Source organism: uncultured Ilumatobacter sp. (assembly GCF_963980585.1).
Classification (GTDB): Bacteria; Actinomycetota; Acidimicrobiia; order Acidimicrobiales; family Ilumatobacteraceae; genus Ilumatobacter_A.
Genome location: NZ_CAXCAM010000003.1, coordinates 105,408 through 123,903, shown reverse-complemented (window position 1 = coordinate 123,903; position 18,496 = coordinate 105,408). Strand labels below are relative to the sequence as shown.

The 18,496-nt window shown below is 64.1% G+C and carries 18 protein-coding genes; 9 read left to right on the top strand and 9 right to left on the bottom strand.

The features are described from left to right. Positions 1-158 precede the first annotated feature (158 nt). On the bottom strand, positions 159-953 hold the full coding sequence (locus ACH2DW_RS02080) for a PIG-L deacetylase family protein (RefSeq protein WP_394928052.1): 795 nt from the start codon (positions 951-953) through the stop codon (positions 159-161). Further along, on the bottom strand, positions 920-1,501 hold the full coding sequence (locus ACH2DW_RS02075) for a hypothetical protein (protein ID WP_394928051.1): 582 nt from the start codon (positions 1,499-1,501) through the stop codon (positions 920-922). Before ACH2DW_RS02075 ends, ACH2DW_RS02080 begins: the two co-directional genes overlap by 34 nt. A gap of 126 nt (positions 1,502-1,627) precedes the next feature. On the opposite strand from ACH2DW_RS02075, the gene ACH2DW_RS02070 reads away from it, so the two are divergent. After that, positions 1,628-3,025 carry a hypothetical protein gene (locus tag ACH2DW_RS02070; protein WP_394928050.1) on the top strand — a complete coding sequence of 466 codons (1,398 nt, stop codon included), beginning with the start codon at positions 1,628-1,630 and terminating at the stop codon, positions 3,023-3,025. Positions 3,026-3,084: 59 nt separating this feature from the next. After that, positions 3,085-3,777, top strand: a complete 693-nt coding sequence (locus ACH2DW_RS02065; RefSeq protein ID WP_394928049.1) for a ribonuclease HII — start codon at positions 3,085-3,087, stop codon at positions 3,775-3,777. Positions 3,778-3,801: 24 nt separating this feature from the next. Here the strand turns inward: ACH2DW_RS02065 and otsB are convergent, their stop codons facing one another. Both otsB and ACH2DW_RS02055 read right to left on the bottom strand, forming a co-directional pair. After that, on the bottom strand, positions 3,802-4,599 hold the full coding sequence (gene otsB, locus ACH2DW_RS02060; protein ID WP_394928048.1) for a trehalose-phosphatase: 798 nt from the start codon (positions 4,597-4,599) through the stop codon (positions 3,802-3,804). Continuing rightward, positions 4,596-6,041, bottom strand: coding sequence for a trehalose-6-phosphate synthase (locus ACH2DW_RS02055; RefSeq protein WP_394928047.1), 1,446 nt, complete (start codon positions 6,039-6,041; stop codon positions 4,596-4,598). The genes otsB and ACH2DW_RS02055 overlap by 4 nt, the downstream gene beginning before the upstream one ends. A 79-nt stretch (positions 6,042-6,120) precedes the next feature. Between ACH2DW_RS02055 and ilvA the strand changes: the two genes are divergently transcribed. Continuing rightward, a complete protein-coding gene (ilvA, locus tag ACH2DW_RS02050) occupies positions 6,121-7,638 on the top strand; it encodes a threonine ammonia-lyase, biosynthetic (protein WP_394928046.1) in 1,518 nt (505 codons plus the stop codon). Positions 7,639-7,660: 22 nt separating this feature from the next. Here ilvA and ACH2DW_RS02045 read toward each other — a convergent pair whose 3' ends face one another. Genes ACH2DW_RS02045 through ACH2DW_RS02035 form a run of 3 tightly spaced genes read right to left on the bottom strand, consistent with a single transcriptional unit; the run spans position 7,661 to position 10,692 of the window. Then, positions 7,661-8,815, bottom strand: a complete 1,155-nt coding sequence (locus ACH2DW_RS02045; RefSeq protein ID WP_394928054.1) for a cystathionine gamma-synthase — start codon at positions 8,813-8,815, stop codon at positions 7,661-7,663. 34 nt (positions 8,816-8,849) lie between these two features. Further along, positions 8,850-10,274: a pyridoxal-phosphate dependent enzyme gene (locus ACH2DW_RS02040; protein ID WP_394928045.1), complete on the bottom strand. Its 1,425-nt coding sequence runs from the start codon at positions 10,272-10,274 to the stop codon at positions 8,850-8,852. A 49-nt stretch (positions 10,275-10,323) separates the two neighbouring features. Next, positions 10,324-10,692, bottom strand: coding sequence for a glutaredoxin domain-containing protein (locus tag ACH2DW_RS02035; protein WP_394928044.1), 369 nt, complete (start codon positions 10,690-10,692; stop codon positions 10,324-10,326). A 95-nt stretch (positions 10,693-10,787) separates the two neighbouring features. On the opposite strand from ACH2DW_RS02035, the gene ACH2DW_RS02030 reads away from it, so the two are divergent. After that, positions 10,788-11,906, top strand: a complete 1,119-nt coding sequence (locus ACH2DW_RS02030; protein WP_394928043.1) for a M24 family metallopeptidase — start codon at positions 10,788-10,790, stop codon at positions 11,904-11,906. A gap of 49 nt (positions 11,907-11,955) precedes the next feature. Here the strand turns inward: ACH2DW_RS02030 and ACH2DW_RS02025 are convergent, their stop codons facing one another. Continuing rightward, positions 11,956-12,639, bottom strand: a complete 684-nt coding sequence (locus tag ACH2DW_RS02025; RefSeq protein ID WP_394928042.1) for a hypothetical protein — start codon at positions 12,637-12,639, stop codon at positions 11,956-11,958. Between the two features lie 35 nt (positions 12,640-12,674). On the opposite strand from ACH2DW_RS02025, the gene ACH2DW_RS02020 reads away from it, so the two are divergent. Genes ACH2DW_RS02020 through ligD form a run of 3 tightly spaced genes read left to right on the top strand, consistent with a single transcriptional unit; the run spans position 12,675 to position 15,562 of the window. Next, the gene (locus ACH2DW_RS02020) at positions 12,675-13,550 is read left to right on the top strand and encodes a hypothetical protein (RefSeq protein ID WP_394928041.1); all 876 of its coding nucleotides are present in this window, start codon (positions 12,675-12,677) and stop codon (positions 13,548-13,550) included. Between the two features lie 53 nt (positions 13,551-13,603). Then, positions 13,604-14,635, top strand: a complete 1,032-nt coding sequence (locus ACH2DW_RS02015; protein WP_394928040.1) for a Ku protein — start codon at positions 13,604-13,606, stop codon at positions 14,633-14,635. 3 nt (positions 14,636-14,638) lie between these two features. Continuing rightward, on the top strand, positions 14,639-15,562 hold the full coding sequence (gene ligD, locus ACH2DW_RS02010; protein WP_394928039.1) for a non-homologous end-joining DNA ligase: 924 nt from the start codon (positions 14,639-14,641) through the stop codon (positions 15,560-15,562). A gap of 67 nt (positions 15,563-15,629) precedes the next feature. Here the strand turns inward: ligD and ACH2DW_RS02005 are convergent, their stop codons facing one another. Then, a complete protein-coding gene (locus ACH2DW_RS02005; RefSeq protein WP_394928038.1) occupies positions 15,630-15,950 on the bottom strand; it encodes a hypothetical protein in 321 nt (106 codons plus the stop codon). Between the two features lie 31 nt (positions 15,951-15,981). On the opposite strand from ACH2DW_RS02005, the gene ACH2DW_RS02000 reads away from it, so the two are divergent. Then, positions 15,982-17,022 (top strand): serine hydrolase domain-containing protein, encoded by a 1,041-nt coding sequence (locus tag ACH2DW_RS02000; RefSeq protein ID WP_394928037.1) that lies wholly within the window; start codon positions 15,982-15,984, stop codon positions 17,020-17,022. Positions 17,023-17,076: 54 nt separating this feature from the next. Next, the gene (locus ACH2DW_RS01995; protein ID WP_394928036.1) at positions 17,077-18,489 is read left to right on the top strand and encodes a serine hydrolase domain-containing protein; all 1,413 of its coding nucleotides are present in this window, start codon (positions 17,077-17,079) and stop codon (positions 18,487-18,489) included. Positions 18,490-18,496 lie beyond the last annotated feature (7 nt).

Below are 18,496 nucleotides of genomic sequence, written 5' to 3'. Positions count from 1 at the left end.
GTAGCCAAGAAGGCTCCGGCGAAGAAGAAGTAGTGACCCTCGGTCACATCTGAACACCGTCTGGGAGGCCTTCGGGCCTCCCATTTGGGTTTTCGCCCCAGGTGAGTGTCAGCCTGGATTGCGCCGTCCCGACCCGTTTGGCCGCCGGAAGGACCCTGTCAGAGGCTCGTGATGAGCTTGTACACCTCGGCGGCGCCCAAATCGTGCGGTGCTCCCAAGCTTGACAAGCGATCGTTGATGCGGACGCGGAATGCGTCGAGTGCGCTGTCATCCACTGCCTTCATCGTCGACTCAAACTGGCTCTCATGGGCGAGAAGCGCGTCCAGCTTGGTGTCAACGTGGTCACTGACGTCCTCGACATGGTCGGGCTCGTCGGCTTCCCAGAGCAACAGTGCGTCAGGCCGGTGGTGCTCCAGGCCGTGCTCGGGGAAGAAATGAGGATCACGCGACGCGACGATGCCTTCGCAGGCCAATAAGCCCGCGTGGCGATGGTCAGGGTGCAGGCGATATCGCTTCCATGGGTCGTGGCCGAGCACGACCTGCGGTCGGATCTCGCGAATGACGCGAGCAACCTCACCGCGCACGGCGAGCGTGCTGTCCAGTTCGCCATCGACGTGACCGAGGAATCGCACCTCGCCAGCGCGGTCCGGTGACGAACCAGCGAGCCGCAGGGCGGCCTCGCGTTGTTCCAGTTGGCGACGCGCGGCCAAGGCAGCAACGTCCGCATCGACGTCCCACGTGCCCTTTGAGCCATCCGTGCACACGAGATGGTGGATCGTGCAGCCATCGGCCGCCCACTTGGCCAGCAGCCCGCCACAGCCGAACTCCACGTCGTCAGGATGGGCGCCGATTGCGAGCGCCGAAGTAGGCGTTGCAAAGTTGCGGGTGTAGTTCGAGACCTCACCATTGTTCGCCAGCTTCACGTCGGGTTGACCGGGTTCGTTCGCAGCCATATCGGCAGCGCCTCCTTGATTCGGGGATGGGCGAGATCGCCGGGGGTGTCGACGTCGAGCGAGAGGTCGTGATCGGTACGAACCTCGACGGCGATGCCGAGTGCCTGAGCGGCTTCGAAGTGACGGTTGAACGAGCCGGGCCCATAGGCGGCAACGATTGCATCGGTGAGTGGGAACGACAGCACGTTGGTGCCGTCGCGGCGCCGATCCGGCACCAGCGTGACCGTTCCAGCACGAGCGACTGTCGGCAGCATCGTTGGGTGTGGCAGATCTGCATGGGAGATGATGACCTGGTCATAACCGGCGTCGGCGATGGCGGCGACCCCGTCGTCAATGGCGCCGTTCAATCCCAGGCCCGGCCCCCAGATGACCGCAGCACCGTGTTCGGCAGCCCAGTCGGCCACGTCGTCGGAGTCGCAGGCCACGAACACGTCGAGCGGATGGCAAGAGCGGACGACTCCGGTCGCCATCCATTGAGCGAGCCGAGCTCGGGTTGGTCCATCGACCACGTCTGCAAGACGACCCTTTGCCGCGTCAAAGCGCTTCACTGGGATCAACGCTGCGACTCGCACCGCACCTGACTGTACGACGCGAGGTCAGACATTCGGCAACTCGCCGATCGCCGGCTGTCGGTCAGGCGCGGCGTTCGGCAACTCCGTTCGTAGCCTGCATGGATGGTCGCACATGCCGTCGAACCGAGCCCGACCGACGATGCTGGGATCACGGTCGGCGTGACCGGCCAGCAGTGGCGAGCGTCTGTCTCGGCCTGGGGTGCGGTGACCCCATGGGCCGAGGAGCGATTAGCGCCGCTCGACTGGGCGGTTGCCGCCGATGATCGCTGGCACCTGCCATCCAAGGAGGCAGCAGTCAGGCAGCGGCGCTTCGACGGCACGCCGGTCATCGAGACGCGCGTCCGTATTCCGGACGGCGACGCGGTGCACCGCGTGTGGTCCGTTGCTGATCGGGGTGGGCTCACAGTGATCGAGATCGAGAACGACTCGCCCCTGCCGTTCGCAGTCGCGTTCTTTGGTCGGAGCGTGCTCACCGAACGATCACCAAGCGATGTGCTGATTCAGGGCATCGACCTCCCGGATGACGCAGTGACGATGCCGATCGCACACCACACGTCGATCCGAGTGGCGATTCCTCATGGGCCGCTCCCGGCCGGGGTCGATCCTCACGCGGTCTCGCTTGCCAGCCTGCCCAGCGCCGCTACGGTCGCCCGCGGATGGTCAGCGCTGACCGACCGGGCAAGCCGGATCGATCTGCCAGACGTGGGGCTCGCCGCCGCAGTCACCGCGGCGCGATGCGATCTGATGCTCGAGGGTCCTGTCCGCGCCGATGACGACCCGATCGGCTTCGTTCTTGACGTCGGGGAACTCGTGCGTTGCGGAGATGAAGCCGAACCATGGCTCGTCGAGATCGTCGGGCCGTTGGAAGCTGTTGCCCGCGGTGACGATCCGCAGCTTCCCGCAGCGCTTGATGCGGCTCACCGGATTGCCGTTCTTTCTGGCGACCGACGTGCCGCTCGCGACATCGCCAAGATGGGAGATCGAGTGTCCGGTCGCATCTCTGCTCCGGAACTGCAACCGTTCTCCGAGCTCGAACGCGGGTCGTCCGCTGGACGCTTCGTGGCGTCGGTTGAACGCCGCCTCGTCAGTGGCGGCGACGTGCTGCCCATGGGCCTGCCGTCGGCATGGCTCGGGGTCAACTTCGAGTTGCACGGGGTCCCGACGTCATCGACATCAACAGTGTCGATTGCGGTGCGCTGGCACGGCGAGCGCCCGGCGGTGCTCTGGGAACAGACCGGAGACCTTCAGCGGCTCACGGCGGTGTCCATCGATGCAGCGTGGTCGGCTGAGAGCCGCATGGGCGAAGGTCTGTGGGACGCACCGCGCTCGGCGCGAGCGACCAACCTGTCGGTGTCGGCTGGCCAACTGTCTGTGACACCGCAGGCTGCTCCAGCATCCCCAGCATCACGGCCAGTAACGGTGGAAGCCGAAGCGGACGCCGCACCGGACCTGCCCGACATCAACCCCGGCGCAGATCCAGACTCGACAAGTTTCTCGTAGGCGACAACAACCTCGCGGCGGTGAGGGCAGGCGGGTTGAAGCTGGCATGATGCGTGGCGATGGCCACTCGCTTCAAGAGTTCAAAGAAGCGGGCGCCGACGCGTGAGATCGAGAAAGAGATGTGGGCCCGTGGCCACGACGTGGTCGTCGGTATCGACGAAGTCGGTCGGGGGTCGTGGGCCGGGCCGCTGATGGTGGGCGCAGCGATCGTGCCTCGGGACACGCGCGTCAACGGCATCCGTGACTCGAAACTGTTGACCGAACGCGAACGCGAGGCGCTCTTTCCCAAGATTGCCGAATGGTGCGTGAGTTGGGCCGTCGGCGCAGCAAGTCAGGAGGAGTGTGACCGTCTCGGCATGTCAGCTGCGCAGAAACTGGCAACGCGTCGGGCTATCGAGTCGCTGACGGTGACGCCCGACGTTGCCATCACTGACGGCAAGTGGGACTTCGTGTCCCCGTCCGTGGCCAACGTCGAGTTGGCCGTGAAAGCGGATCTGCGCTGCCTGAGCGTTGCCGCGGCCAGCGTCCTCGCCAAGGTGGTGCGCGATCGACTGATGCGCGAGCTGGCCGAGTCATATCCGCATTGGTCCTTCGACACGAACAAGGGATACCCCTGCCCTGTGCACAAGGCGGCGATCCAAGGGTACGGCCCATCGGCCATCCACCGGCGCAGCTGGGTCTTCATGGACAACTACAACCCATGGACCGCAATCCGCCGGACGCCACCGGCGGGCCAGACCAGCCTGTTCTGAACGAGCGGCTGGAGATGTTCAGGATCAGCCGGCGAGCGCAGTCAGCCAGCGAAGCACGGCATGTGGGTCGCGGAGGCGGTGTCGAGCGATGGTCGGTGCGGTTCCGACTTTGATCGAGATGTCGTCGCCGCCGAGCACCGCGAAGGCTTCTTCGTCGGTGACGTCGTCGCCGATGAAGACGACGGTGCTGGCATTGATGGTCTGACGAAGTCCGTGCATGGCGGTGCCCTTGCTGGCGTGACGGGCGAAGAGTTCGAGCACATTGCTGCCGGGTTTGCTTGATGCGCCGTCAACGTCAGCGGTCTGCCGCCCGAGATCGGCAAGAGCCTGGCGCGACGTCTCGGGGTTGGCGGTCCGCACGTGGACGGCGACGCTTGCCGACTTGGTCTCGACCCAGGCTCCGGGTCCCGCCGTCGCGGCAGCGTCCTGCGCGAGCACCAGCAACGTGGAGAGTCGCGTGCGTTCCACGTCCGTCAGCGGAAGCATCGGTGTGTCGGCGGCTTCCATGCCGTGGCTGCCGATCAGGTGGACGTGGGAAGGCAACCCGAAGGTCCGCATACTCGCCAGGGCCCGGCCTGAGACCGCCGCAATGGTGACGTCGTCGAGTGTGTCGAGCCGTTCGATCGCGTCCGCTACGCCGTCGAGCAGCCGTGCATCATCGGCATGGTCGACGAGCGGTGACAGCACTCCGTCGATGTCAAGACCGATCACGATCGGCCGCGGCGCTGTGGCCACGCGTTGAGCGAGCTCGACGGCATCGTCGAAGTACAGGTCGTCAGCAGCTTCGCCGTCTCCGTTGGCAGCGAGATGTCCCGCCGTCATGGCCGGGGAGTCGGGGCGACGAGGTCGGCAAGGAAACGGTCGGCCCATCCCTGCACGTCCATGCGTTGCACCTGTTGGCGCAGCCCACTCATGCGTTGGCGCCGCTCGTGGCGATGCATTTCGACGGCGGTGACGATCGCCTGCTGGAGCGCTCGATCGTCATGGGGATTGACGAGGACTGCGTCGGTCAGTTCGTCAGCTGCTCCAGCGAACTCGGACAGCACGAGGACACCATCGCCATCGATGTGCGCTGCGGCGTACTCCTTGGCGACGAGATTCATGCCGTCACGGAATGGAGTCACCAACATGACGTCACCGGCCCGGTAGAGCGCAATCAAGTCGTCGTACGACAGTGTTTGATACAGGTAGTGGACGACAGGGAGCCCGATTCGGCTGAAGCGCCCATTGATCTCGCCGACGAGTCGTTCGATCTCGCGGCGTTCGTCCTGGTAGTGCTCCACAGCTTCGCGAGTCGGCGTGGCAACTTGCACCATCACGCATCGCTCTGGATCGATCTCGCCGGACTCGAGGAGGGCACCGAACGCGCGCAGGCGAAGCCCGATGCCCTTCGTGTAATCGAGGCGGTCGACACCGAGCAGAATCACCTCGGGGTCGCCGAGTCGAGCGCGGATCTGGCTGGTGAGTTTGCGGGTGGCGCGACCGGCGGCCATCTCTTCGACTTCGGCGAAGTCGATCGAGATCGGAAACACGCCGACGGACGCGTGGTGAGTTGGGAGTTCGATGACCCCGTTGCGCTCTTCGACCCCGAGGAGTTGCTGTGCGCAGGCGGTGAAGTTCGCGGCGCCCATTGGACGTTGGAACCCGACCAGATCGCAGCCGAGTAGCCCTTCGATGATTTCGTCGCGCCACGGCAGGCGTGAGAACAGCTCGTACGGAGGGAACGGGATGTGCAGGAAGAAGCCGATGGTGAGATCAGGGCGTTGGCGGCGCAGCATCGCCGGCACGAGTTGGAGGTGGTAGTCGTGGATCCAGACAATCGCGTCAGCGGGTGCGATGTTGGCCAGTGTCACGGCAAAGCGCTCGTTGACGTTGCGATAGGCGTCCCACTGCAGGCTGTCGTAGGTCGACTCCCGAAGGGCATCGTGATACAGCGGCCAGAGCCCGTCGTTGGAGAATCCTTCGTAGTAGAGCTCAACTTCGTCGGCACTGATGGGAACCGGGTGCAGGTTGACGCCGTCGACGCTGAATGGTTCAGCGTTGTCGTCGGGATCTCCGGTCCAGCCGACCCACGTACCACCGGATGATCGCAGCATCGGGAGCAGCGCTCGGACCAACCCGCCGGGGCTGGCGGTCCAGCCGGACTCTGTACTGTCGTCTCGCATCACCGGAAGGCGATTAGCGGCGATGACGATCGGTCGATCGAGCGGAGCGCCGGGGCTGACCTCGCTCGGCTGAGTGGCGGGGGTCGACGCATCGGTCATGAACATGGTCTACCCGATTTCCGGCCAATCGCCCAGCGTGACGCCAGGCGGACGGCTGAACAGCAAGACTGGGCACGGAATGAGTGAACCTGACTACCTCCGCATGATCCTGAACGCTCAGGTCTACGACGTGGCGGTCGAAACGCCGCTCGATGATGCGCCCGCGTTGTCACGCCGCCTCGGCAACGACGTGTTGCTGAAGCGGGAGGACATGCAAGAGGTCTTCTCTTTCAAAATCCGCGGGGCGTACAACAAGATGGCGCACCTCGACCCTGAGGAACGTCGTCGCGGCGTCATCGCCTGCTCGTCAGGCAACCATGCTCAGGGTGTGGCGCTGGCTGCCAATCGACTGGGGTGCGACGCGGTCATCGTGATGCCGTCGACCGCACCGTCGGTGAAGGTCGATGCGGTGCGCCAGCGAGGCGCCGAAGTGGTCCTGCACGGCGAGAGTTACGACGAAGCCTTCCATCATGCGCTCGAGCTGCAAGAGCAGCGTGGACTCACGCTCGTGCACCCGTTCGATGACCCCCATGTCATTGCGGGCCAAGGCACCATCGGCATGGAGATCCTGCGCCAGCACGGCCAACCGATCGACGCGATCTTCGTGGCAATCGGCGGGGGCGGCCTGATTGCCGGGATCGCTGCGTATGTCAAACAGGTGCGGCCCGACATCAAGATCATTGGGGTGCAGCACGACGAGTCGACCGCAATGGCCGACTCGCTGCGCGCCGGCCACATCGTCGAACTCGCCGAGGTCGGCCTGTTCTCCGACGGCACAGCGGTCAAGCGGGTCGGCGATGAGACCTTCCGTTTGGCGCAGCAGTACGTCGACGAGGTGGTGCTGGTCAGCACCGATGAGACCTGCGCTGCGATCAAGGACGTCTTCACGGACACTCGGTCGCTGCTCGAACCAGCCGGCGCGCTGGCAATTGCCGGACTCAAGAAGTACGTGCAGACCACTGAGGTGGCCGATCAGACCCTGGTCGCAGTTGCCTGCGGTGCAAACATGAACTTCACCCGCCTCCGGTTCGTCGCGGAGCGAGCCGACTACGGAGAACAGCGCGAAGCGATCTTCGCGGTGACGATTCCGGAACAGCCCGGCAGCTTCCGACGATTCTGTGAAGTCGTCGGGTCACGCGACGTCACGGAGTTCAACTACCGGATCAGCGACGAGGCCGAGGCGCATGTGTTCGTCGGTATCGCGGCCTCGTCGCGAGACGAGACAGCCGAGCTCGCCGATGCATTCGAGGTGGCGGGTTTCGCCGCGATCGATCTCACCAGTGACGAGTTGGCCAAGGCGCACGTTCGCCACCTGGTCGGGGGGAAATCGGCACATGCATCGCACGAGGTGCTCTATCGGTTCGAGTTTCCGGAGCGTCCCGGTGCACTGCTCCGGTTCCTGACGTCGATGAACCCGGCCTGGAACATCTCGCTCTTCCACTACCGCAACCACGGCGCCGACCTCGCTCGCGTGCTGGTCGGAATGCAGGTGCCGCCGAGTGATGGCGCGGCGTTCGACGAGTTCCTCGAGACGCTCGGCTACCGCTTCTGGAACGAGTCGGACAACCCGGCCTACCAACTCTTCCTCAGCTCCTGACCTGTCAGGCGGACGTCAAGTATCAGATCGTGTCGAGTGCGGCGGCGAGGTCGTCGACGAGATCGGCCTTGTCTTCGATGCCGACCGAGAGGCGGACCAGGTTGTCCGGCACTTCGAGCGGAGAGCCGGCAGCGGACATGTGGGTCATCGCGCCCGGATGCTCGATGAGGCTTTCCACCGCACCCAGCGACTCGGCAAGCGTGAAGATCGAGGTGGCATCGGCGACGCGCATGGCAGCGTCTTTCCCGGCCTTGACCTGAAACGACACCATGCCGCCGAAGTCCTTCATCTGCTTAGCGGCCGCGGCATGGCCGGGGTGATCGGGGAGCTGCGGGTACTGCACGCGCTCGATGGCAGGATGGTCGATGAGCAGGTCGACGATTGCCCGTGCGTTTTCGCAGTGGCGATCCATGCGCACCGCAAGCGTTTTCACACCGCGGAGCAGCATGTAACTGTCGAACGGTGACGGCACAGCGCCCGCAGCGTTTTGCGTGAAGCCGATCTTCTCGGCGAGCTCATCGTTCGAGGTGGCGACGAAGCCGCCGACCACATCGCTGTGGCCGCCGAGGTATTTGGTTGCCGAGTGCACGACGAGATCGGCGCCGAGCGTGATCGGCTGCTGCAGGTACGGGGTTGCGAAGGTGTTATCCACAACGACGATCGCTCCACGTTCGTGGGCAATCGAAGCAATGGCCTCGATGTCGAAGCAAGTCAGGAGCGGGTTGGTGGGGGTCTCCAACCAGATCATGCCCGTGTCGTCAGGCCAGTTGGCTCGCAGCGCGTCGAGATCGGTGAGATCGACGGCAGTCCATGGGTATCCCATTGGACCCCAGACCTTTGCGATCAGGCGGAACGTGCCGCCGTAGGCATCGTTGCCGAGCAGAACACGCTTGCCGCTGCCTTCTGGCGCGACGGTGAGGAGACGCAAGATGTTGTCCTCGGCAGCGAGACCGCTGGCGAACGAGAGGCCGTGGCGGGCCTGCTCGAGCGACGCAATCTGTGTTTCGACGGCGGTCCGTGTCGGGTTGCCCGACCGCGAGTACTCGTAGCCCTTGTGGTTGCCGACGCCGTCCTGGGCAAAGGTGGTCGACAGCGAGATCGGGACGACGACGGCGCCCGTGGTCGGGTCCGGCTCCTGGCCGGCGTGGATCGCTCGGGTCGAGAAGCCCGTCGACATGTCGGTCAGCTTCTCGGTGTCGTTGGGGGTTTGATCAGTCACGTCCGGCGGCGTCCTCTGCAATGGCGGTGAAATAGGAAAGCAGGTCGGTGCGGGTGAGCACACTCAGCGGCCGACCGCCTGAGAGCACCAGCAGGGCTGGTGCAGTTTCGAGCATTTCCACAGCGAGTTCGACCTTTTGGCCGACACCGATCGTTGGGAGCTTGGCGCCCATGATCTTTTCGACCTCGACGGTCATCGCTCCAGGGTCGCGGTGGATGACATCCATCAATTCGAGTTCATCGACCGAGCCCGACACCTCGGCGTTTGCGAACGGTGGCGTGTTCTTGCACACGGGGAGCTGGCTGACGCCGTTGGCGCGCATGATCTCGATCGCCTCGCTGACCGGTGCCGTCGGGTTGACGTACAGGAGGTTCTCGATCGAGGCGTTGCGCGTATCGAGCACGGCTCCGACACACTGATCGCACTCTTTGATGAACCCGAAGTTCATCATCCAGCTCTCGTTGAAGACCGTTGAGAGGTAGCCGCGCCCGGAATCAGGGTTGAACACGACGACCACAGCGTCGTCGTCGGCTTCTTTGGCGACCTTGAGCGCAGCAGCGACCGCCGTCCCGCCGGAACCCCCGATCAGGATGCCCTCAGTTTCGCTGACGTAGCGAGCGGTGAGGAAGCTCTCTTCGTCGCTGATCGGAATGACCTCGTCCCAGAGGTCGCCGTCGTAGGCGGCTGGATAGAAGTCTTCGCCAACACCTTCGACGAGATACGGCCGGCCCGATCCACCGGAGAACACTGAGGTGTCCGGGTCAGCGACGATCAGCTTGATGTCTGGGTTCATCTTCTTGAGAAATCGACCAGTGCCGGTGATGGAACCGCAGGTGCCCGCTCCTGCAACGAAGTGCGTGATGCGGCCGGCGGTCTGCTCCCAGATCTCGGGTCCCGTGGTCTTGGTATGGGCGATCGCGTTGTTCGGGTTCGCGTACTGGTTGGGTCGGTAGGCGCCGCGCTCCTGGGTGAGCCGCTCGGCCACCGAGTAGTAGCTGTCGGGGTCCTCGGGGGCAACAGCGACGTCGCACACCACAACTTCGGCGCCATACGCCCGGAGCAGGTCGACCTTTTCCTTGCCCGCCTTGTTGGTCATGACGAACACGCACTTGTAGCCCCGCTGGGCTGCGACGATGGCCAGGCCGACACCGGTGTTTCCGGATGTCGGTTCGACGATGGTGCCCCCGGGCAGGAGTTCACCGCTTGCTTCAGCCGCCAGGATCATCTCGAGCGCCGGACGGTCCTTCGAGGAGCCGCCGGGATTGGTCACTTCGTGCTTCATCGCGAGGGTGCACTTGATGTCGTGCTCTTCGCTCACCCGCTTCATGCGGACCATCGGCGTCTTGCCGATCAGGTCGAGAATCGATGGCGCAATGTCCATGTCGCCGGGGTCCCAGGCAGAATCGGGAGTGGTCATCGTGTCAGGTTAGTTGTCGCTGCACGGGATGTGCTGTGCCGAGAGTCGGTCAGTTGCCGAGCACGCGATCGACGAAACGACCGACCTTGCCGCCGGATTCTTCAATTTCGTCCTGACCAGCGGGGAGGAGATGCGGGGCTTGCGACGAGAGAAACGCCAGCAGCTGTTTTGCGGACGGATTGACCAGGCTCTGACTGCCGACGACGACCGTCGGGACGGTTTCGTTTCCGTTTGCATGCTGGCGAACCGTCGCAGCATCGTTTGGGTTGTCCCAGATGTTGTGCTCGACTCGTTCGATGCCGAGTTTGTCCAGGCCACGGCGCAGGCTCGAGCAGAATCCGCAGCCGGGACGCCAATACAGGTCGATGTGCTGAGCTCCCGAAGAGGGTGCCGCAGTGGTGTCGTTCGCCGCGTTCATGCCACCAAGCTAACGACGGACCCGTCGCGTCGGTCAGGTGTCATCATGAGTTTCCCGGCTGTTCAGCTGCACCGGACGGCTGGCAGACTGTGCGGGTGAGCAGCACAGCACTTGATACATCCGTCTACCTCGATCGACTTGCCCGGGTACGGACGGCGATGGCTGACCAGCAGGTCGATGCGGTCATGCTCTCGGTTGGTCATGACCTGCCGTACATGACGGGGTACACCGCAATGCCGCTCGAACGATTGACGATGCTCGTCGTGCAGCGTGAGGGTGACCCCACGTTGCTGATTCCTGGCCTTGAGGCTGCCCGTGTGGAACCGCAACCCGGCGTGTTCGACCTGCTGCCGTGGTCCGAGACCGAAGATCCGACGGCCATCGTCGGCCGCCTGGCATCGGGCGCCAAGCGCATTGCGGTCGGCGATCAGATGTGGTCGAGGTTCCTTGTCGAACTGTTGCCACACCTGCCGAATGCTCAGTTCACGCGCGCTGTCGATGTGGTCGGTCCTCTGAGGATGAGCAAGGACCGGGCAGAACTCGACGCGCTGGCCGCCGCCGGCGCCGCCGTCGACAAGATCGCCGGCGAACTCCAGCGCGGCGAGATTCCGCTGGTTGGCCGTACCGAAGCCGAGGTGTCGGCACATCTCGGCCGGCGCATCATCGAAGAAGGTCACCAGGTCGTCAATTTTGCCATCGTTGCCGCTGGCGAGAATGCGTCGAGCCCGCACCATCATCCGGGCGATCGCGTCATCCAGCCAGGCGAGATTGTGCTCACCGACTTCGGCGGCACGATGAACGGTTACTGCTCGGACACAACCCGGTGCGTTTTCACCGGTGACATTCCCGCCGACGTCGCGGAGGCGTACGACGTGCTGTTCGAAGCGCAGGCAGCGGGCGTCACCGCGGCCACTGTCGGGACGGCATGCGAAGACGTCGACCGAGCGTGCCGCAAGGTGATCGACGATGCCGGCTACGGCGACTACTTCATCCACCGCACCGGTCACGGCATCGGCCTTGAGGCGCACGAAGACCCCTACATCGTTGAAGGCAACAAGCGTCCCCTTGAAGCTGGACACGCGTTCAGCGTCGAGCCGGGCATCTACATCCCAGGCAAGTGGGGCATGCGGCTCGAAGACATTGCTGCCGCGACCGACGACGGCCCCGAGCGCTTCAACAACTCTGACCACCACCTCATCTCCGTCGACGCCTGAGTCCACCTGATCGCCGTCATGCGGGCGGCGATGCGACCAGACGGGCTGGTCAGGTGTCGAAGGCGGCTTCGTTGGGAGTAGATGAGTATGCGGTGAGCTCGATCAACAGGTCGCTCCCATCGAAAAGCGCGAGCGCCCCTGACTCGAGTGCGCAGTAGGTCTTGGTGCCTCCCGTGACCGGCACGGCGACGCACAGAGCCGGCTGGCCACCCAATTCGACCTCGGATGCAACCGGGTCACCGATGCGCCGCTCAGCGTCGACCCGCAGGCGGCTGGCCATGGACTGCGCATAAAACTCGCTGGTCAGCAGGACGTCGCTTGTACGCGCCTCGTTGATGATCGCTTCACACGTGTCGCTGACGAGGTCGCACGTGAGCGTTCGGCCGTTGTCGTAGACATAGCGGACATCGTTAATCGTGATCGACCGTCGGCCCGATGATGCCTGGACGACCTTGGCAGCGGAGTCGATGTCTCCCAGTCGGGTCAGAACGGCGTAATCCGCGGTGAACGTCGAAGTTGCGACACACTCGAAGCGGTTCAGCACCTCATCGATCTCGGTTCGACCCGTCGATTCGCCGGGGGCACAGCCGAAGGTGGGCCGCTCGCCGGTGAAGCAGCCGGTGGCTGTTGCCGCGAGCGCCAGGACCACGAGCGTGGAGCGAACGAGGTGACGAACGAGGTGACGAACGTGGTGACGAACGTGACGTGTGCCCGTGGGTTGGGGAGTGGCCATGGCGCGGTCAGCGTACGCCGTTACCCTCCCGAATCGTGATCCGTCTCGACGCTGCAACCGTGCTGCTGCAGTGGGCTTCGGGCGGCATGCTGTTCTGCTGGTTCACCACCCGCCGACGCATCATTTCCGTCGGGTACGGCTGGTTGTTGCGGACCGTCTACCTCTGCTTTGCACTGGGGGCGCTCGCTGCGGGGTTGGCGTTCGGCAGCAACCCGATTCGTGAAGTGTCGTCGGCGCTGGTCGCTGCGGCATGCTTGTTTGCCCTGATCGTCTCCATCATTCGGAAGGACGCAGGCGTCAGTGGTCATGACGCCGAATTCGACCGCCGGTCCGAGCGAGTTGCCGAGATGACAGGCATCGAACGAACGGCCGACAAAGCAGCATCACGCACGGGTCCCGAGTTCAACCCGATCCTTGACCTCGTACCGGCCGTCATCGGCTGTGTTGGTCTCATCGCAGCATCGATCGACGCCGCAGCGGACTCGTCGACGTGGACCCTGATCGTCGCATTGCTGCGTACGTTGATCGGTGCGGCCTTCATCGGTGCGATCAGCGACGGGATGCTGCTCGGTCACTGGTATCTCACGCAGCCCGGCTTGCCCCGTCGGTTGCTCAACGAGATGGTCACTGCGTTGGCCTGGTTGTGGCCACTCGAAGTTGCCGCTCTCTTGCTGCCGACCGGGATGGTCAGCGTGTGGACCGGCGCCGTCGACGATGGCTGGGGTGGCCTACTGGGGTGGATGTGGGCGATGTGCGCGCTCACCACGATCATTCTGGTGATGGTGACCAAGGCAGCGTTGAAGGAGCGGTACTACTCCGCGGTGATGGCTGCCACCGGCTTGTTGTACCTCGCGATTTTGACGGCATTCGGCACAGACATCGTGGCCCGCGCTGTGCTCGACCAAACCTGACGCTCGGTTCCTGTTCACGACGAGGTGGGCCACTGCTGTGCAACACTGGCGCCATGGCCAGGCCGGTGTGGAGCGGAACGATTTCGTTCGGATTGATCGCGATCCCCGTCAAACTCTTCCACGCAGTGCGCAAACAGAATGTCTCGTTCAATCAGCTCGACGAACGCAACATGGCCCGGATTCGCTATCGCAAGGTCAACGCGGAAACCGGCGACGAAGTCACTGAGGAACACATCGTCAAAGGGTACGAAGTGGCCAAGGGCCGCTACGTGGTGGTCGACCCGGATGAGCTCGAACCCTTCATGCCGGTGGCGACCAAGTCGATCGACCTCGAAGAGTTCGTCGACCTTGCAGAGATCGACCCCGTGTACTTCGACACCGCCTATCACCTGGCGCCAGACGGGGTGCCGAAGCCCTACGTCTTGCTTGCCCGCGCAATGGAGCAGAGTGGCAAGGTCGCCATTGGGCGCTTCGTCATGCGCAACAAGCAGTACACCGCCGCGATTCGCGCCGAGGAGGGCCGCCTCGTGATGTCGTCGCTCGCATACGCAGACGAAGTGGTTGACCCGGCCGACATCGAAGAGCTCCAGGGCCTGGATGACGTCGAAGTGAACGGCCGCGAAGTGATGATGGCTGAATCGCTGGTCGCGTCACTCAGCTCCGACTTCGAACCGCACAAGTATCACGATGAATATCGCGAGCAGGTGATGGCCCTCATCCAAATGAAGGCCGATGGCGAGGAGTGGGAGGTGCCCGAGACAGCTGCTGAGAAACCCAACGTCGTCGACATCATGGCTGCCCTGGAGGCAAGCGTCGCCGCTGCGAAGGAATCCCGGGCTCGGCATCCCACCGGAGACCTGCCGATGAGCGTTTCAACGAAGGCAGACATCGCCGCCGCCGCCAAGAAATCCGCTGCGAAGAAGCGTGTCGTCAAGCCGCGCGCGAAGCAGCCAGCCGCCAAGAAGTCGGCGCCCAAGCGTGCGGGTGCGAAGAAGCAGGCGGCCAAACAGGTTGCGCAGAAGACCACCGTCAAGCAGGTCGCCAAGAAGAGTAGGGCCAAGGCCGGGGCGAAGAAATCAGCCTGACCGATGACGGCGCCGATCGAGGTCGACATCGAGGGCCGCAGGGTGCGGTTGACCAATCTCGACAAGGTGCTGTACCCGTCAGGATTTACCAAGGCCGAGGTCGTCGACTACTACGCCCGGATCGCACCGATCGCGGTGCCTCATGTGGCCGGTCGATGCATCACGTTCCGTCGGTTCCCAGATGGAACGGATGCGGACGGCTTCTTCGAGAAGCAATGTGCACAGCACCGCCCCGATTGGATGCAGACGGCCTTGGGGCCAGGAGATCGTCGCGGGGGCATCCACTATTGCCGTATCGAGGAGACCGCTGCGATGGTGTGGGCGGCGAACCTTGCGGCAATCGAATTGCACGCACCGATGGCGTTGGCCAATGATCTCGACACGCCGCGCGCGCTGGTCTTCGACTTCGATCCGGGACCTGACACCGGAGTCAGCGAGTGCTGCCAGGTGGCGCTTGGCGTCGCTGCGGTCCTCGACAGCGTGGGCCTGCGGGCCTGGTGCAAGACATCTGGCTCGAAGGGGATGCAAATGTATGTGCCGCTGAACACTCCAGGCGCCACCCACGAAGGCGCGGCAAACTTCGCACTGGCCGTTGGGCAGGTCATGGAACGGCAGTTCGCTCACGACACGTCAACGCCGCTCGGCGTCACCACCGTGATGGCCAAAGACGCTCGGCCGGGCAAGGTCTTCGTCGACTGGAGCCAGAACGCTCACCACAAGACCACCATTGCGCCGTACTCGCTGAGAGCGCGACCGGCACCGACCGTGTCGACGCCGCTGACGTGGGATGAGGTGAGCAATGGCGCAGACGGCGACGTCGAGTTGCGCTTCGAAGCGGGCGATGTCCTGCGCCGAGTTGGCGACGGCGGCGATCTCTTTGCGCCGGTGCTCACGCTCGAACAAGAACTGCCCCAGCCAGCGCGCTGAGCGCTGCGTCATGGAGCGCTGACGGGGATGTACGGCGTTGCCGCCTGGTGCGCCGTGATGTCGGCCATCATTGGAAGGTGCAGCAGTGGCGGAGTCGACGACCCATGAAGCTCGCTGGCGCCGTGGTGGTCGGCCTTGCGGTCGCTGCGTCCGCATGTACAACCGCGGAAGTCCAGTCGGGTGCCGGTCCAGCTTTCGTCGAGGTGACGTCGAGTCCGACTTCGGCGCCCAGCACGACCAAGGCTCCGACATCGAGCGCGCCGGCGACCACGTCCACAACGTCGGTCCCGAACGCTGCGGCAGCGACCGAGGTGCCAACGCCGGTGGGCAGCGTTGTGCCGCTGAGCGGCTGGGCAGCAGTCGACCAGTACCTCGAGGTCACGCTCATTCGTGGAGGCTCGGCGGCAGCGTCCGTCGCTGTGCTCCGCAACGGCGAACTCCAGCACCAGGCGGCGTACGGCCGTCGCATCGCTGGCGAGGCGGCGGAACCTTCTGACCAATTCCGCGTTGCAAGTATCAGCAAGACCATCCTCGCTGTCACGGCCCTCGAACTTGTCGAGGACGGAGTGCTTGAACTCGACGCGCCGATTGGGTCGTTACTCGCAACGCGGCTCGACGTGTCGAATCCGACCCGTGGCATCGAGGCAATCACTCTTCGTCACCTGTTGACGCATCGCTCAGGCTTCCCGCAGTACGAGAATCTCTTCTTCCGGAACGAGGTCGCATCGTGTCCGGACGCAGCGCGAGCCGGCTTCACGCGTTCGCTCCAGTCGGTTGCCGGCACGTCGTTTCAGTACAGCAACATGAACTTTTGTGTGCTCGGCATCCTGATCGAACAGGTGACCGGCGCACCGTATGCGCAGGTCGTGCAAGAAGAGGTCCTGACTCCGTTGGCGATCACGTCGATGCGCACTGCTGGCACGTTCGACCTCGAGCCCGGTGATGTCGAACACGAATCGGCTGAGGGTCGGAACTACATGGAAGTGCTCGCCGGTGCCGGTGCTTGGCTCGCCGCCCCGACCGACCTCGTCACGATCCTCAACTCGCTGGACGCGTCGACGCCGGGGACCAAGGTGCTCGAGCCCGCCACGCTCGAGATGATGGCAACGATCACGGTCACACCACCATCTGACGACGACGAGGCTGCCGGTCAGCCGGCGCCGACCACCACGAGCGAGCCGGCGCCGCCAACGCAGGGCTACGGCATGGGTCTACGGATCTTTGACGCACCACCGACCGGAGGCACTGCGGATGCGACGTTCGGTCACACCGGAACCTTGGAGAGCACGCACGCCATGTTCGTACGCCGCCCCGCCGGCATCACCTGGGCTGTCACCATCAGCGGCGAATACCCGGCGTCGACCCCAGAAATTGCCACGATCATGGACAACGCGTTGCTCCTCGGCGGATTCGCCGACGGCACGTACAGAACGCCGCCGCCGCCACTCGACGACGCCTGAGCACACCTGGGGTGTTGCCACCACTCCGGCGCGCCGGGCGGTCATCATGGGCGGGTGCGGTGGACCGGATCGAGGCGATGTGTTGCGGCACTGGGTGCTGCTGCATTGACGGTCGCAGCGTGCGCCGACACCGACCCGACGAGCCGGACGCCGCCGTCCGCTGGAGAATCTGACGCGAACGCCATCGTGGTGTCAGTGCCGCCGACCGATCGGGCGAGCGAGACGACCGTGGTTGTTGACAGCGACGCTGCGCCGACCACTGACGGTGCACTCGCAGCACCGGTCGTCACCACTGACGATCCTGAGACGCGAGCGACGTCAGTGACGTCAGTGGTTGATGCAACGTTGCTCGAAGGGTTTGCAACGGATGATCCGACGTTTGAAGTGGAGCCACTGCGACCCTTTGAGGTGCGGGTCGCCGAGGATGCTCCGCCGTCAGGGCCCGGTCTCGATGATGCCGGCAGTGGGCAGCCCACGGGCTGGGCCGCTTTTGATGCGAACCTTGACGCGGCGCTCCTTCGAAATGGGAATTCGGCTGCATCTGTCGCTGTGCTGATCGGAGGTGATGTGGTACATGCTCGGGGTCTCGGCCAACGATCACCCCAGTTCAACACTGATATCACCGACACCCAGGATCGCTTTCGGATCGCCAGTATCTCGAAGACGATTACAGCGATCACCCTGTTGCAGTTGGTTGAAGAAGGTGTCGTCGGGCTTGACGAGGAGGTCGGTCAGCGGATCGCCGACCACCTTGGTGTCACGCCGTCGAACGGTGTCCGTGGACTCACGGTCAGACAGCTCCTGAGCCACACGTCGGGCTTCTCGAAGTACGACAACCAGTTCTTTCGCACCGGGGCGGACAGTTGCGATGATGCGGCGCGCACCGGTGTGCAGCGAGGCGCAGGCGGTGGTGGGTACAACTACAGCAACATGAACTACTGCGTCGCAGGGGTCCTCATCGAAGCGCTCACTGGCGGCAGTTATGTGAGCGCCGCGTACGAACAGGTGCTGACGCCGCTCGGACTGTCGGGTTTGCGCTTGGCGAACACGTTCGACCCTGGCCCGCAGGAGGTACTCCACGCCACCACCGAAGGCCGGAACTACATGGAGACTTTGGGAGCTGCGGGGAGTTGGATCGCAACGCCGTCTGACCTCGTGACCATCCTCGACTCGCTCGACCACTCGACGCCCGGCTTCAAGCCGCTCGAACCAGAGATGGTGCTGTTGATGGAGACACCGACCGGAGCCCAGTATGGGCAACGGGGATATGGCCTTGGCGTCATTTCCTATGGTGATGGCCGCTACGGCCACACGGGCACGATCGAGAACACCCACGCGATGGTCCTCGATCGTGGCGACGGAGTCACCTGGGCCATCACTGTCGCCGGGCCGTACCCGGATGACACGCCGCGCTTGGAGTCGATCATCAACCGAGCGTTCGAGGCCGCGGGCTTCATTTCAGGTTGACGGCGCC

Coding starts and splice junctions, on each gene's coding strand:
- ilvA (WP_394928046.1), top strand. CDS start 6,121: ATGAGTGAACCTGACTACCTCCGCATGATCCTGAACGCTCAGGTCTAC.
- ACH2DW_RS02035 (WP_394928044.1), bottom strand. CDS start 10,692: ATGAACGCGGCGAACGACACCACTGCGGCACCCTCTTCGGGAGCTCAG.
- otsB (WP_394928048.1), bottom strand. CDS start 4,599: ATGACGGCGGGACATCTCGCTGCCAACGGAGACGGCGAAGCTGCTGAC.
- ACH2DW_RS02070 (WP_394928050.1), top strand. CDS start 1,628: ATGGTCGCACATGCCGTCGAACCGAGCCCGACCGACGATGCTGGGATC.
- ACH2DW_RS02040 (WP_394928045.1), bottom strand. CDS start 10,274: ATGACCACTCCCGATTCTGCCTGGGACCCCGGCGACATGGACATTGCG.
- ACH2DW_RS02025 (WP_394928042.1), bottom strand. CDS start 12,639: ATGGCCACTCCCCAACCCACGGGCACACGTCACGTTCGTCACCACGTT.
- ACH2DW_RS02005 (WP_394928038.1), bottom strand. CDS start 15,950: ATGAGCGTGACCTCGAGGTACTGGTCGACTGCTGCCCAGCCGCTCAGC.
- ACH2DW_RS02015 (WP_394928040.1), top strand. CDS start 13,604: ATGGCCAGGCCGGTGTGGAGCGGAACGATTTCGTTCGGATTGATCGCG.
- ACH2DW_RS02045 (WP_394928054.1), bottom strand. CDS start 8,815: ATGTCGACGGGCTTCTCGACCCGAGCGATCCACGCCGGCCAGGAGCCG.
- ACH2DW_RS02080 (WP_394928052.1), bottom strand. CDS start 953: ATGGCTGCGAACGAACCCGGTCAACCCGACGTGAAGCTGGCGAACAAT.
- ligD (WP_394928039.1), top strand. CDS start 14,639: ATGACGGCGCCGATCGAGGTCGACATCGAGGGCCGCAGGGTGCGGTTG.
- ACH2DW_RS02055 (WP_394928047.1), bottom strand. CDS start 6,041: ATGACCGATGCGTCGACCCCCGCCACTCAGCCGAGCGAGGTCAGCCCC.
- ACH2DW_RS02065 (WP_394928049.1), top strand. CDS start 3,085: ATGGCCACTCGCTTCAAGAGTTCAAAGAAGCGGGCGCCGACGCGTGAG.